Below are 13439 nucleotides of genomic sequence, written 5' to 3' on the forward strand. Positions count from 1 at the left end.
TCCATGGAGACAAATCAATACAGCACGATACGCCACATCGTTGCGGTACGACAAGGCCGGCAGCCGCCCCCGGGGCGCGTAGGACGCGGACCGATGCCGCCGGCGGTCATCGCTGCCTAGACTGGCCGATGTCCCGACCCAAAGGATGCCAAGGAGGCAGACATGAACAAGGCTCGCATGACCACGCTGGCCACGCTTGCCGGCGTCGCCAGCGTTGGTGCGGCACTGCTGCTGGCCGCGCGCTCGCGCGAACCCGTGCGCAACCCGCACGTGCCCGAGCCGGACAAGGATGTGGAACTGGACCCTTACCTGGGGCGCTGGTACGAGATGGCGCGCTACGACAACCACTTCGAGCAAGGCGCCGACGCGGTCACCGCGGAGTACAGCCTGCGGCCGGATGGATTGCTCGACATCGTCAACCGCGCCGGCCGCGACGCCACCGGCAAGCCCCGCATCTCGCGCGGCAAGGCGCGCGTCGTGCCGGACAGCCGCAACGCCAAGTTCAAGGTGTCGTTCTTCGGACCGTTCTATGTCGGCGACTACTGGATCCTGGACCACGCCGACGACTACAGCTGGTCGATCGTCGGCGAGCCGTCAGGCCGCTATCTGTGGATCCTGACGCGGGCACGCGACCCGGAGCCGGCGCTGCGCTCGCAATTGCTGCATCGGGTCGCCGAGCTCGGCTACGACGTCGACGCGCTGCGCATGACCGAACACGCCACGCTGCAGGAAGCGCCGGCGCCCGCCGCGCCGGCCTGAGGCGGCCGGGACGCCGGCTGCGCGCCGCCATGGACGCGGAGCCGGCGTCCGTGGCTCAGTGCCAGCGGCCGTGATCGCGCCAGCGCGCCTCGCGGTAGCCGTCGTGGCGATGCCAGCCGCGCGCATAGCCATACGGCGGGCCGTAGCGGACCGGCGCGGGAGCGACGACCACCGGACGGGGCGCCACTACCACCGGCGCCGGCGCATAGGCGACCGGAGCGGGCGCATAGACGGGCGCGGGGGCATAGACCGGAGCCGGCCGGTAGACCGGTGCCGGCGCCACGACCACGCCGGGCACGCCGACGCCGATATGGATGTCCACCCCGGCATGCGCCGCGGCGCTGGCTGCAAGCATGGCACCGCCCACGGCGGCCATTGCGAGAATCCGTTTCATGGCTGTCCCCCTGAGGAACCGTTGAACATGGGCGTACTGTATGCGGCGGCGCCGTAATATTGGCCTCGGGAAGTGTTGCATTTGTGACGCTGTATTACGTGTCCGGGCCTCCGCCGCCGCGTCGATGGGCCGGCCCACTTTTGCGGAATCGGCAAGAAAGCCGAAAACCGGTCGGCAAATTGCCGGCGAGGCGAGAACAAACCGGCCCTTCGCATCGTCAAACGGCTATCCCCGTCACAGGAGAACATCGATGAAGACTCCGACTCTTGCATCCGAATCGTCCTGCCTTGGCCATTCCGGCCGCTCCGATCCTCCCCGTCAACCGCACCGCCCCGCCGGTCCTCTGGTCCGCTTCGGTGCCGCCGCGCTCGGCGCGCTGGCCTTCGGCGTCCCGGCCCTCGCGGCGGACCTGACGCCGCAGACGGCCGGCCCCTTCACCTATGTCTGCGGCGGCGTCGCGGAAGACGAACAGCAAGCGATGCGCGCCGAGGCCCGCAACTACGACATGGGCCTGCTGATGACCGAAGGCCCGCGCGGCGAATACCTGTCCGACGTCGATATCACGCTGTCGCGCGGCGGCAAGCAGGTTGCCAACTTCCGCTCGACCGGACCGCGCTGCCTGATCAAGGGGCCGAAGGGCACCTACCAGGTCACCGCGGACTATCAGGGCAAATCGAAGCGCACCACGCTGAGCGCCGGCCAGCGCAACAAGCAGCTGCGCTGGTAAATCCGATCCCATGACCCTTGTTGTCGATCGGCGGCCTGCGGGCCGCCGATGCATTTGCGCGCTCGAATCCCCCGGTCTCAGCGCAGATACCCCGCCCCGCGAAACCACTCGACCGCGTCGCGCAGCCCTTCCCGGTATGGACGCGGCCGGTAGTCCAGTTCGCGGCGCGCCTTGTCCGAGCTGAAGTACATGCGGTAGCGCGACATCGCCAGCCCGTCGACCGTCAGCAGGGGCTCGGTGCCGCGCCGCCGCGCGATGGCCTGCGACAGATGCGCGAACGGGATCAGCGGCCAGCGCGGCAGCGGCACCAGCGGACCGCGGCGGCCGGTCAGCTCGGCGATATCGCGCAGCATCTGCCGCAGCGGCACGTCCTCGCCGCCGAGGATATAGCGCTCGCCGATGCGTCCGCGTTCGAGCGCGAGCCAATGCCCCTGCGCGACGTCGTCGACATGCGCGAGATTGAGCCCGGTATCGACGAAGGCCGGAATGCGCCCGCTGGCCGCTTCGACGATCACGCGGCCGGTCGGCGTCGGGCGGATGTCGCGCGGCCCGATCGGTGTCGACGGATTGACGATCACGGCCGGCAAGCCGGCGGCGATCTCGCGTTCGACCGCGCGCTCGGCCAGCACCTTGCTGCGCTTGTACGCCCCGATCGCCTGCTGCGGCGACAGCGTGGCGGTCTCGGTGACCGGCGCGGCCGCGCCCTGCACGCGCAGCGTGGCGACGCTGCTGGTATAGACGACCTTCTCGACGCCGCAGCGCCGGGCCGCTGCCATCATCGTCTCGGCGCCGACCACATTGGTGCGGACGATGGCCTCGGGCTCGGGCGCCCACAGCCGATAGTCCGCCGCCACGTGGAACAGATAGCGGACCCCGCGCATCGCACGTTCGACCGACTTCGGGTCGCACATGTCGCCCTCGACGATGCGCACCGGCAAGCCGTCGAGATTGCCGCGCGGGCTGCCGGCGCGGACCAGCACGCGCACGCGCCAGCCGCGCGCGATTCCTTGCCGCGCGACCGCCGAGCCGAGAAAACCCGATGCCCCGGTGACCAGAACGTCGTCGTCGATGCCTTCCATCGGGCTCTCCATCGGGCTCTCCATGGTGCTGTCCATCGTCTCGTCGAACTCGCCGGCCGCGCCGGGCCGGCCGGGCAAAGGCGGTGACGCGGGTATATAGTAACCACCGTGCGACGGGAAGCGCTTCCCGGACACCGGACAAGGCGGCTGCCTCAAGGCGGTTTGCCGACAACGCTGCGTCGATGGCGCTGCATCGATGGCTCTGTGCCGATGCCGCCGTGTCGAGGGTGTATTGCCAGGGGGAACGTCTCCATGCGGGTGATTCTGGCTCAGCCGCGCGGCTTCTGCGCGGGCGTGGTAAGGGCGATCGAGATCGTCGATCGCGCGCTGGTCAAGCACGGCGCGCCGGTCTACGTGCGGCACGAGATCGTCCACAACCGCCATGTGGTCGACACCCTGCGCGGCAAGGGCGCGCGTTTCGTCGAGGAGCTCGACGAGGTCCCCGCCGACGCCGTGACGATCTTCAGCGCGCACGGCGTCGCGCGCAGCGTCGAGGAAGAAGCCAGGTCGCGCCAGTTGCATGCGATCGACGCCACCTGCCCGCTGGTCATCAAGGTCCATAACCAAGGCCGGCAGTACGCGGCCAGCGGCCGCATCGTGATCCTGATCGGCCATGCCGGCCATCCCGAGGTGGTCGGCACCATGGGCCAGATTCCCGGCCGCGTGATCCTGGTACAGAACGAGGCCGAGGTCGCGCAGCTGGACCTGGCCGCCGATACCCCGCTTGCCTATGTCACGCAGACCACGCTGAGCGTCGACGATACGCGCGGCATCATCGCGGCACTGGAACGGCGCTTCCGCGATCTGGTCGGACCCGATACGCGCGACATCTGCTATGCCACGCAGAATCGCCAGAGCGCGGTGCGCGAACTGGCCACGCAGGTCGACGTGCTGCTGGTGATCGGCGCGCCCAACAGTTCGAATTCCAACCGCCTGCGCGAGATCGGCAGCGAGAGCGGCGTGCCGTCGTATCTGATCGCCGATGGCAGCGAACTCGATCCGGGCTGGGTCCGCGATGCCGCCGTGATCGGCATCACCGCCGGAGCGTCGGCGCCGGAAGCGATGGTCGAGGACGTGCTGGCCGCGCTGCGGCGTCTGGGTCCGGTCGAGGTCAGCACCATGAACGGCCGCGAGGAAAACGCGCAATTCCGGCTGCCCGCCGAACTGGCCGGCGTCACGATGGCCTGAAACCGCCGGGCGCAGCGCGATCCCGCCCAGGCATCCATCCACCCACATCGAAGGAGGAAGCGCGCCTTGGCCATCCCCCTGCTCCAGGTCGCCCGCGTGGGCGCCTATGTGGTCCGCCAGCGGCTGGCCGGCCGCCGGCGCTATCCGCTCGCGCTGATGCTCGAGCCGCTGTTCCGCTGCAACCTGGCCTGCGCCGGCTGCGGCAAGATCGACTACCCAGAGCCCATCCTGAACCAGCGCCTGTCGCTCGACGAATGCCTGGCGGCGGTCGACGAATGCGGGGCGCCGGTGGTGTCGATCGCCGGCGGCGAGCCGCTGCTGCACAAGGAGATGCCGGCCATCGTCGAAGGCATCGTCGCGCGCCGCAAGTTCGTCTACCTGTGCACCAACGCGCTGCTGATGGAGAAGAAGCTCGACGCCTACCGGCCCAGCCCCTACTTCGTCTGGTCCGTGCATCTGGACGGCGATGCCGGGATGCACGATCGCGCGGTCTGCCAGCCCGGCGTCTACGAGCGCGCGGTCGCCGCGATCCGCGCCGCCAAGCAGCGCGGCTTTCGGGTCAACATCAACTGCACGCTGTTCAACGACGCCGATGCCGAGCGCGTGGCCCGCTTCTTCGATTCGGTCAAGGCGATGGGCGTGGACGGCATCACGGTCTCTCCGGGCTACGCCTACGAGCGCGCGCCGGACCAGCAGCACTTCCTGCATCGCGGCAGGACGCGGCAGCTGTTCCGCGACATCCTCGCGCGCGGCCGGCGCGGCCGCCAATGGGCCTTCAGCCAGTCGACGCTGTTCCTCGATTTCCTCGCCGGCAACCAGACCTACCGCTGCACGCCGTGGGGCAATCCCGCGCGCACCGTGTTCGGCTGGCAGCGTCCTTGCTATCTGCTGGGCGAAGGCTATGCGGCGACGTTCCGCGAGCTGATGGAGGACACCGACTGGGATGCCTATGGCACCGGCAACTACGAGAAATGCGCCAACTGCATGGTGCACAGCGGTTACGAGGCCACCGCGGTCGCCGATACCGTCGCTCATCCGCTGAAGGCAATGCGCGTGGCGCTGCGCGGCGTGCGTACCGACGGGCCGATGGCGCCCGATATTCCGCTGGACGGCCAGCGCCCGGCCCAGTACGTGTTCTCTCGCCATGTCGAGATCAAGCTCGAGCAGATCCGGCGCGGCGCCGCGGATCCCAACCATGCCGGCCAGGCCGCCGGCGCGCAGAACCCGGAACGCCGGGCCACCGCCCTGCATTGAACGCGCATGGACTGGGCGAGACTGGCCGGCGCCATCCTGACCGTGCTGGCATCGGGCTATGCGGCAGCGGCCTGGTGGGCCAGCCGCCGTCCCTTGCCAACGCCAGCGGTCGACAGCGACGATGGCCTCGCGCCGGTGACGGTGCTCAAGCCGCTGTGCGGCGACGAGCCGCGCCTGTACCGCAATCTCGCCAGCTTCTGCCGGCAGCGCCATCCGTGCTTCCAGCTGGTGTTCGGCGTATCCGAGCCCGACGACGCCGCGCTGCTCGTGGTCGAGCGATTGCGGCGGGCGTTCCCCGGCTGCGATATCGCCGTGGCGGTCGGCGCGCAGCGGCTCGTGCCGGCGCTGTCGAACGTCGCCCCGGTCAATCCGAAGGTCGCCAACCTGATCGCGATGCTGCCGCTGGCACGCCACGAACGGCTGGTGATCGCGGACAGCGATATCGCGGTGCGCGCCGACTATCTGCGGCGCGTCACCGCGCCGCTGGCCGATCCGCGCGTCGGCATCGTGACCTGCCTGTATCGCGGCCGGCCGCTGCGTGGCGCATGGGCGCGGCTCGGTGCCCAGTTCGTCGACGAGTGGTTCGTTCCGGCGGTCCGCGTCGCGCAGGCGGGCGGCAGCCAGCGCTTCGGCTTCGGCGCGACCATCGCGCTGCGGCGCGAGGCGCTGCTGCGGATCGGCGGCTTCGCGGCCGTGGCCGACCGGCTCGCCGATGATTACTGGCTCGGCGAGCTGACCCGCCGGCAAGGGCTGCGCACCGTGCTGTCCGATGTCGAGGTCCGCACCGATATCGCGGAAACCACGCCGCGCGCGCTGTGGTCTCACGAACTGCGCTGGCTGCGGACGCTGCGCGGGCTCGATCCCGCCGGTTTCGCGCTGGTCTTCCTGACCTTTACCTGGCCAATGCTGGCATTCGGGCTGCTGCTGGCGTCCTCGCGCGCGCTCGCGCTCGTGGCCGCGCTCGGAGCACTGGCCCGGTCGCTGCGTTGCCGCGACGCGGGCGCGGCGCTGCGCGCGCCCTTGCGCGATACGCTGCTGCTGCTCGAATGGACGGTGGCAATGGCGGGCCGCCAGGTGCGCTGGCGCGGCACGCGCCTTGCCATCGAATGGACGCGCGATGGGATGGCGAGCGCCGCAGCTCGCGCAGACAGGCCACGCCGGCACGATCGCGTCGATAGGCAGTCCCCTTCCGTCTCCCGGAGGACCCGATGAAGACCCTGTTCCTGCAAGCGCCCTCCTTCGATGGCTTCGATGGCGGTGCCGGGTCGCGCTATCAGGCCAGGCGCGAGATCCGTTCGTTCTGGTATCCGACCTGGCTGGCGCAACCGGCCGCACTGGTGCCGGGCAGCCGCCTGCTCGATGCGCCGGCCGACGGCCTGAGCCTCGAACAGACGCTGGCCATCGCCAGCGAATACGAACTGGTGATCGTGCATACCAGCACGCCGTCGTTCCCGGCCGACGTGCGTTTCGCGCAGGCGCTGAAGGCGCGCTATCCGACGATCCGGCTCGGCATGGTCGGCGCCAAGGCCGCGGTGGACCCCGGCGGCACGCTGGCCGCCAGCGAGGCGATCGACTTCGTCTGCCGCGAGGAATTCGACTACACCTGCCGCGACGTCGCCGCCGGCATGCCGTTGCCGCGGATCGCCGGACTGAGCTACCGCGCGGCCGATGGCGCGATCGAACACAACCCGCCGCGCCCGATGATCGAGAACATGGACGAACTGCCGTTCGTCTCGCCGGTCTACCGGCGCGACCTGAACCTGCGCAACTACTTCATCGGCTATCTGCTGCACCCCTATGTCTCGATCTACACCGGCCGCGGCTGCCGCTCGCGCTGCACGTTCTGCCTGTGGCCGCAGACGGTCAGCGGACACCGCTACCGCGTCCGCTCGCCGGAGAACGTGCTGGCCGAAGTCGAATGGATCCGCCGCAATATGCCGGAGGTGCGCGAGATCATGTTCGACGACGACACCTTCACCGACTTCAGGCCGCGCGTGGAGGAGATCGCGCGCGGGCTCGGCAAGCTGGGCGTGACATGGTCGTGCAATGCCAAGGCCAACGTGCCGTACAGCACGTTGAAGATCATGAAGGACAACGGCCTGCGGCTGCTGCTGGTCGGCTACGAGTCGGGCGACGACCAGATCCTGCTGAACATCAGGAAGGGCCTGCGCACCGATATCGCGCGGCGCTTCACCGAGGACTGCCGCAGGCTCGGCATCACGATCCACGGCACCTTCATCCTCGGCCTGCCCGGCGAGACGCGCGAGACCATCGAGAAGACGATCGCCTTCGCGCAGGAAATCAATCCGCATACGATCCAGGTCTCGCTCGCGGCGCCCTACCCCGGCACCGCGCTGTACCGGCAGGCGCTCGACAACGGCTGGCTCGCCGGCGACAAGGTGATCCCGCTGGTCAACGACCGCGGCGTGCAGCTGGCGGCGATCAGCTATCCGCATCTGTCGCGCGACGAGATCTATCACGGCGTCGAGACCTTCTACCGCCGCTTCTATTTCCGCCCGTCCAAGATCTGGGAGATCACCCGCGAAATGATGGGCAGCTGGGAAATGACGCGGCGGCGGCTGCGCGAGGGCGTCGAGTTCTTCCGCTTCCTGCATACCCACGAGGCCTGATCCTGCCCAGCCCGACCACGACCACGACCACGACCGCAGCGACCGCAGCGACCGCCACGGCGACGCGCCGGACGCGGCCACGCGCGCTGATCGTGACCGCCGACGACTTCGGGCTGCACCCGGCCGTCAACGAGGCCGTCGAGCTGGCGCATCGGCACGGCGTGCTCGACGCCGCCAGCCTGATGGTCGGCGCACCGGCCGCGGCCGATGCGGTCGCGCGCGCGCACCGGCTGCCGACGCTGCGCGTCGGCCTGCATCTGGTGCTGGCCGACGGACCGTCGGTATTGCCGCCGGCCGCGATCCCCGACCTGGTCGACGCCGCCGGTCGCTTCGGCAGCGCAATGGCGCGCGACGGGCTGCGCTTCGTGCTGTCCGATTCGGTGCGCCGCCAGCTGGCCGCGGAAATCCGCGCGCAGTTCGCCGCCTTCGCCGCGACCGGCCTGGCGCTCGATCACGTCAACACGCACAAGCATTTCCACCTGCATCCGACCGTGCTGTCGCTGATCCTGGCCATCGGCCGCGACTACGGCCTGCGCGCGATGCGTCTGCCGCGCGAAGCGGGCGCGCCATGGTGGCTGCGCCCGTGGCTCGCGCTGCTGCGCCGGCGTCTCGATGCCGCCGGCATCGCGCACAACGACTACGTGATCGGCATCGCCCGCAGCGGCGCGATGGACGAACAGGCGGTGCTGGCCGCCCTGCGCGCGCTGCCGCCCGGCGTCGGCGAACTTTATCTGCATCCGGCCACCGAATCGGGCGAACGGATCGCCCCGTCGATGCGCGGCTATCGCCATGCGGACGAGCTGGCGGCGCTGCTGTCGCCGCGTGTGCGCACCGCGCTGGAGCGGGCGGCGCCGCGGCGCGGCGGCTTCGCCGACCAGCTGGCGGTGCGCATCGGCGACGGCGGGCCCTGTTCCTCGCCGGGGTGGCCGCGATGAAGCGGCTCGGACTGCTGGCGGGTCTGATCGGACTGATCGCGCTGGGCGCATTGATCGTGCACCAGGGCGTGGGCCAGATCGCCGCCACCGTCGCGCGCGCCGGCTGGCCGCTGCTGTGGCTGCTGCCGGTGCACGGCGTCGCGATCGCCCTCGATGCGCGCGCCTGGCGGGGCTTGCTGCGCGCCGCCGCGCCCATGGCCCGTCCCGGCATGCTGTTCCTGTGGTGGGTGGCCAGCGTGCGCGAGGCGGTCAACCGGCTGCTGCCGACGGCCAACGTCGGCGGCGAGCTGGCCGGCATCCGCCTGGGCAGGCTGCAGGTCGGCGACACCAGCGCGGTCACCGCCAGCGTGGTCGTCGAAGTGATGGTCACGCTGTTCTCGCAGTACCTGTACTGCGTGATCGGCGTGCTGCTGCTGATCGCCGCGATTCCCGGCGGCCATCAGGAACAGCGCGCGCTGACGATCGGCGGCGGGCTGCTGCTGTCGCTGCCGCTGCCGATCGCGTTTGCGCTGGCGCTGCGGCATGGCGCGCTGTTCGCGCGGCTCGAGCGGCTGGCCCGGCGCCTGCTCGGCGAGGAACACCGGATGGTCGATGCGATCGCCGGCGCCGACCTGGGCGCGGGCCTGGACCAGCGCATCCGCGCGCTGTTGGGACGGCTGCGCACGCCGGTTACCGCGGCGGTCTGGCAACTGCTCGGGCTGACCGCCGGCACCGTCGAGACCTGGCTCGCGCTGCGGCTGCTGGGCCATCCCGTCTCGTTCGGCGAGGCGCTGGCGATCGAGTCGCTGACGATGGCCGCGCGCAACATGGCCTTCTTCGTGCCGGGCGGACTCGGCGTGCAGGAGGCGGTGGTGATGCTGCTCGGACAGCTGCTCGGCATCGACGCGCAGACCGCGCTGTCGCTGGCGCTGGTGCGGCGCGCGCGCGAGGTGCTGTACGGCGTGCCGGCGCTGCTGTCGTGGCAGTGGTTCGAGGTGCGCCGCTGGCGCGACCGCCACGGCAAGCCCGACGCGGGCGCGCGGGGCCGCCCGCGATGAGGCGCCGCGCTTCAGCGGCTGCCGGCCTGGCGCGCGTTGTGGTCGGACAGGTAGCGGATCAGTCCGTCGATGCCGTCGCGCTCGACGATGTCGGCGAACTGGCGGCGATAGACCTCGATCAGCCACGCGCCCATCATGTTGATGTCGTAGATCTTCCAGCCGTCGGCGCCGCGCCGCAGCCGATAGTCGATCTGGTTGTCGTCGCCGGCGGTGATCACGCGGGTGCGCACCACCACGTCGTCGGCGTTGGCGCCGGCCTGGGCCGGCGTATAGCGGAACTGGACGTCCTGGCCACGCAGCTGCGACAGCGACAGCGCATAGGTGTGGACCAGCAGCGTGCGGAACTGCTCGACCAGTTGCTGCTGCTGCACCGGATTGGCGGTGCGCCAGGCGGGACCGAGCGCCAGCCGCGTGGTGCGCGCGAAATCGGTGTACGGAAGGAACTGGCGCCGCACCACGGCGACGACACGGGCCTGGTCGCCGGCGCCGGCCGCGGGATCGGATCGGACTGCGGAGATCACGCCTTCGACGGCGGTACGGACCTGGCGGTCCGGGGCGGCACGCTCGGCGGCACCGGCGGGCAGGGAACAGACCAGCGCGGGCGCCGCGATGGCCAGCGCGGGAATCGGCGAATGGGGACGGATATGGAACATGATCGGCAATCCGGCTGCATGGCAAGGCGAGCGATCGAGTATAGCCCCGCGGCGGCGGCCGTTGCAGCGCCGGCTGGCAAGGCCTTGCCGACATGCTGACCGCGGCCATCACCCGCCTGGTGATGCTGGCGACCGCGCGCGCCTGGCTGACCATCGCGCTGGCGGCCGTGGTCTGCGCGGGCAGCGGCTGGTATGCGGCGCGGCACTTCGCGATCAACACCGATATCGGCCGGCTGCTCGATGTCGACGCGCCATGGGCGCGTTACGACGCCGCGCTGAACCAGGCCTTCCCGGATCGCGACCGCATGATCCTGGCGGTGGTGCAGGCACCGGTCCCCGAACTGGCCGAAGCCGCAGCCGATGCGCTGGCGCAGTCCCTGCGCGAACAGCCGTCGCACTTCGAGGCGGTGCGCCAGCCCGGCGGCGGCGCCTTCTTCGCGCGCAACGGCCTGCTGTTTGTCGATACGCCGTCGCTGGCCCGGCTCACGCGCGACCTGACCGATGCGCGGCCCCTGCTGAACGCGTTGGCGCGCGATCCGAGCCTGCGCGGGCTGGCCGACACGCTGTCGGTGACGCTCGGCCTGCCGCTGCAGATGGGCCAGGTCACGCTGGCGCAGATGGCGCCGCTGCTCTCGCGCAGTGCGATGACGCTGGAGCAGGTGCTGGCGGGCCGGCCGGCGGCGCTGTCCTGGTGCACGCTGGCGGACCCCACGCCCGCGGCCGGACCGGCGCTGGCCTTCGTCGCGGTCAGCCCCGTGCTCGATTACGGCGACCTGCAGGCTGGCGCCGATGCGTCGGCCGCGATCCGCGCCAGCGCCGCGCAGCTGCAACTGGCGCAGCGCTACGCGGCCGAGGTGCGGCTGACCGGGCCGCAGGCGCTGGCCGACGACGAGTTCGCCTCGGTGGCCGACGGCGCCGCGCTGAATGGCGCGGTGACGGTGCTGGTGGTGATCCTGATCCTGTGGCTGGCGCTGCGTTCGGCGCGGCTGATCGTCGCCGTGCTGCTGAGCCTGTTCGCGGGCCTGGCCGTCACGGCGGCGCTGGGCCTGGCGATGGTCGGCGCGCTGAACATGATCTCGGTCGCGTTCGCCGTGCTGTTCGTCGGCCTCGGCGTGGACTTCGGCATCCAGTTCGGCGTGCGCTACCGGGCCGAACGCCACGACCGCGACCATATCGCGACGGCGCTGGCCCATACCGCGCAGGCGCTGGCGATTCCGCTGTCGCTGGCGGCGGCAGCCACGGCCGCGGCGTTCTTCGCCTTCCTGCCGACCGACTATCGCGGCGTGGCCGAGCTGGGCCTGATCGCCGGCGTCGGCATGTTCGTCGCGTTCTTCACCACGGTCACGCTGCTGCCGGCGCTGATCCGCGTGCTGCAGCCCGACGGCGAGACGGTCGCCCCGGGCATCCGCTGGCTCGCGCCCGCCGACGAATTCTTCGAGCGCCATCGCAAGCCGGTGCTGTGGGTCACGTGCGGGGTCATCGTGGCCGCCTCGCCGCTGCTGACGCAGCTGCGCTTCGATTTCGATCCGCTGAACCTGAAGGTCCCCGCTTCGGAATCGATGGCGACGCTGCGCGCGCTGAAGGACGCGCCGCAGGCCGGCACCGAGGATGTCAGCGTGCTGGCGCCCTCGCTGGAGGCGGCACGCGCGCTGGCAACGCGGCTGTCGGCACGGCCCGAGGTCGCGCGCGTCGCCACGCTCGACAGCTTCGTGCCGCCCGATCAGGACGCGAAGCTTCCCCTGATCGCATCGGCCGCGCGGGCGCTGCTGCCGGCGCTGACGCAGCCGGCCGCGCCGCCGGCCGCCGACGCGCAGCGCGTGGCCGCGTTGCGCCAGACCGCGACCCAGCTCGAGCTGGCTTCGAACGCCCGTTCTGCGCCGGGCACCACGCCAGCGGCCGGCGTGACCGAGGCGCGGCGGCTGGCCCAGGCGCTGCGCAAGCTGGCCGATGCCGATGCGGCGACCCGCGACCGCGCCGAACGCGCGATCGCCCTGCCGCTGCGGCTGGGACTGGCGGGCCTGGCGCAGGCGCTGCAGGCCGAGCGCGTCGGCATCGACTCGCTGCCGCGCGAGCTGGTGCGCGACTGGCTGACGCCCGACGGGCGCGCGCTGATCACGATCAGCCCGCGCCTGCCGCCCGGCGAACGCGCGCGCGAGGCGGCGCTCGACGTCTTCGTGCCCACGGTACTGGCGATCGCGCCGCAGGCCACCGGCGGCCCGATCGCGGTGCGCGGCTCCGCCCACACCATCCTGAGCGCGTTCGCGCAGGCCGGCGCATGGGCGGTGCTGTCGATCGCGGTGCTGCTGTGGCTGACACTGCGCCGCTTCGCGGACGTGCTGCGCACGCTGGTGCCGCTGCTGGTATCGGCGGTGCTGACGCTGGAGCTGTGCGTGGTGTTCGGCATCGCGCTGAACTTCGCCAACGTGATCGCGCTGCCGCTGCTGCTCGGCATCGGCGTCGCCTTCAAGATCTACTATGTGATCGCGTGGCGCGAGGGCAAGACCGGGCTGCTGCAGTCGAGCCTGACCCATGCGGTACTGTTCAGCGCGGCCACCACCGCGACCGCGTTCGGCAGCCTGTGGCTGTCCAACCATGCCGGCACCGCCAGCATGGGCAAGCTGCTGGCGCTGTCGCTGGTCTGTACGCTGGCCGGCGCGGTGTTTTTCCAGCCTATCCTGATGGGACGGCCGCGCCAGTCGCGCTGATTTGTCCGAGACCGCGGACGGCCCGACCACGACGCCACCATGATCGCCATGCCAGAGCCCTCGCCTCCCTCGCCCCCC

Annotated in this window: 12 protein-coding genes; 9 read left to right on the forward strand and 3 right to left on the reverse strand. The window is 70.9% G+C overall.

All coding sequences use genetic code 11. The features are described from left to right. Nucleotides 1–162 precede the first annotated feature (162 nt). The gene (locus FOB47_RS07400) at nucleotides 163–759 is read left to right on the forward strand and encodes a lipocalin family protein (protein ID WP_174780459.1); all 597 of its coding nucleotides are present in this window, start codon (nucleotides 163–165) and stop codon (nucleotides 757–759) included. Between the two features lie 55 nt (nucleotides 760–814). Here FOB47_RS07400 and FOB47_RS26120 read toward each other — a convergent pair whose 3' ends face one another. Continuing rightward, complete coding sequence (locus FOB47_RS26120; protein ID WP_232207036.1) at nucleotides 815–1153, reverse strand: hypothetical protein; 339 nt, start codon at nucleotides 1151–1153, stop codon at nucleotides 815–817. Nucleotides 1154–1403: 250 nt separating this feature from the next. Here FOB47_RS26120 and FOB47_RS07410 point away from each other — a divergent pair, with 250 nt between their 5' ends. Beyond that, nucleotides 1404–1880, forward strand: a complete 477-nt coding sequence (locus FOB47_RS07410) for a hypothetical protein (protein WP_226995046.1) — start codon at nucleotides 1404–1406, stop codon at nucleotides 1878–1880. A gap of 77 nt (nucleotides 1881–1957) precedes the next feature. On the opposite strand, the gene hpnA is transcribed toward FOB47_RS07410, so the two are convergent. Next, on the reverse strand, nucleotides 1958–2959 hold the full coding sequence (gene hpnA / locus FOB47_RS07415; protein WP_174780938.1) for a hopanoid-associated sugar epimerase: 1002 nt from the start codon (nucleotides 2957–2959) through the stop codon (nucleotides 1958–1960). A gap of 252 nt (nucleotides 2960–3211) precedes the next feature. Between hpnA and ispH the strand changes: the two genes are divergently transcribed. The 6 genes from ispH to FOB47_RS07445 all read left to right on the forward strand — a co-directional run bounded on the left by ispH (nucleotide 3212) and on the right by FOB47_RS07445 (nucleotide 10003). Next, nucleotides 3212–4147 carry a 4-hydroxy-3-methylbut-2-enyl diphosphate reductase gene (gene ispH / locus FOB47_RS07420; protein ID WP_174780460.1) on the forward strand — a complete coding sequence of 312 codons (936 nt, stop codon included), beginning with the start codon at nucleotides 3212–3214 and terminating at the stop codon, nucleotides 4145–4147. Nucleotides 4148–4213: 66 nt separating this feature from the next. After that, the gene (gene hpnH / locus FOB47_RS07425) at nucleotides 4214–5401 is read left to right on the forward strand and encodes an adenosyl-hopene transferase HpnH (protein ID WP_174780461.1); all 1188 of its coding nucleotides are present in this window, start codon (nucleotides 4214–4216) and stop codon (nucleotides 5399–5401) included. Between the two features lie 6 nt (nucleotides 5402–5407). Further along, complete coding sequence (hpnI, locus tag FOB47_RS07430; protein ID WP_244959191.1) at nucleotides 5408–6613, forward strand: bacteriohopanetetrol glucosamine biosynthesis glycosyltransferase HpnI; 1206 nt, start codon at nucleotides 5408–5410, stop codon at nucleotides 6611–6613. After that, the gene (gene hpnJ / locus FOB47_RS07435; protein ID WP_174780462.1) at nucleotides 6610–8031 is read left to right on the forward strand and encodes a hopanoid biosynthesis associated radical SAM protein HpnJ; all 1422 of its coding nucleotides are present in this window, start codon (nucleotides 6610–6612) and stop codon (nucleotides 8029–8031) included. The genes hpnI and hpnJ overlap by 4 nt, the downstream gene beginning before the upstream one ends. Before the next feature lie 92 nt (nucleotides 8032–8123). Next, nucleotides 8124–8966: a hopanoid biosynthesis-associated protein HpnK gene (hpnK, locus tag FOB47_RS07440; protein ID WP_244959192.1), complete on the forward strand. Its 843-nt coding sequence runs from the start codon at nucleotides 8124–8126 to the stop codon at nucleotides 8964–8966. Further along, complete coding sequence (locus tag FOB47_RS07445) at nucleotides 8963–10003, forward strand: lysylphosphatidylglycerol synthase domain-containing protein (RefSeq protein ID WP_151023465.1); 1041 nt, start codon at nucleotides 8963–8965, stop codon at nucleotides 10001–10003. The genes hpnK and FOB47_RS07445 overlap by 4 nt, the downstream gene beginning before the upstream one ends. An 11-nt stretch (nucleotides 10004–10014) precedes the next feature. Here FOB47_RS07445 and FOB47_RS07450 read toward each other — a convergent pair whose 3' ends face one another. Further along, nucleotides 10015–10656: an MlaC/ttg2D family ABC transporter substrate-binding protein gene (locus FOB47_RS07450; RefSeq protein WP_174780463.1), complete on the reverse strand. Its 642-nt coding sequence runs from the start codon at nucleotides 10654–10656 to the stop codon at nucleotides 10015–10017. Between the two features lie 92 nt (nucleotides 10657–10748). On the opposite strand from FOB47_RS07450, the gene hpnN reads away from it, so the two are divergent. Further along, a complete protein-coding gene (gene hpnN, locus FOB47_RS07455; protein WP_174780464.1) occupies nucleotides 10749–13361 on the forward strand; it encodes a hopanoid transporter HpnN in 2613 nt (870 codons plus the stop codon). The last annotated feature ends 78 nt before the right edge of the window (nucleotides 13362–13439 follow it).

It is taken from the genome of Cupriavidus gilardii (assembly GCF_013347325.1).
GTDB lineage: Bacteria > Pseudomonadota > Gammaproteobacteria > Burkholderiales > Burkholderiaceae > Cupriavidus > Cupriavidus gilardii.

Coding starts and splice junctions, on each gene's coding strand:
- FOB47_RS07400 (WP_174780459.1), top strand. CDS start 163: ATGAACAAGGCTCGCATGACCACGCTGGCCACGCTTGCCGGCGTCGCC.
- FOB47_RS26120 (WP_232207036.1), bottom strand. CDS start 1,153: ATGAAACGGATTCTCGCAATGGCCGCCGTGGGCGGTGCCATGCTTGCA.
- FOB47_RS07410 (WP_226995046.1), top strand. CDS start 1,404: ATGAAGACTCCGACTCTTGCATCCGAATCGTCCTGCCTTGGCCATTCC.
- hpnA (WP_174780938.1), bottom strand. CDS start 2,959: ATGGAAGGCATCGACGACGACGTTCTGGTCACCGGGGCATCGGGTTTT.
- ispH (WP_174780460.1), top strand. CDS start 3,212: ATGCGGGTGATTCTGGCTCAGCCGCGCGGCTTCTGCGCGGGCGTGGTA.
- hpnI (WP_244959191.1), top strand. CDS start 5,408: ATGGACTGGGCGAGACTGGCCGGCGCCATCCTGACCGTGCTGGCATCG.
- hpnJ (WP_174780462.1), top strand. CDS start 6,610: ATGAAGACCCTGTTCCTGCAAGCGCCCTCCTTCGATGGCTTCGATGGC.
- FOB47_RS07445 (WP_151023465.1), top strand. CDS start 8,963: ATGAAGCGGCTCGGACTGCTGGCGGGTCTGATCGGACTGATCGCGCTG.
- FOB47_RS07450 (WP_174780463.1), bottom strand. CDS start 10,656: ATGTTCCATATCCGTCCCCATTCGCCGATTCCCGCGCTGGCCATCGCG.
- hpnN (WP_174780464.1), top strand. CDS start 10,749: ATGCTGACCGCGGCCATCACCCGCCTGGTGATGCTGGCGACCGCGCGC.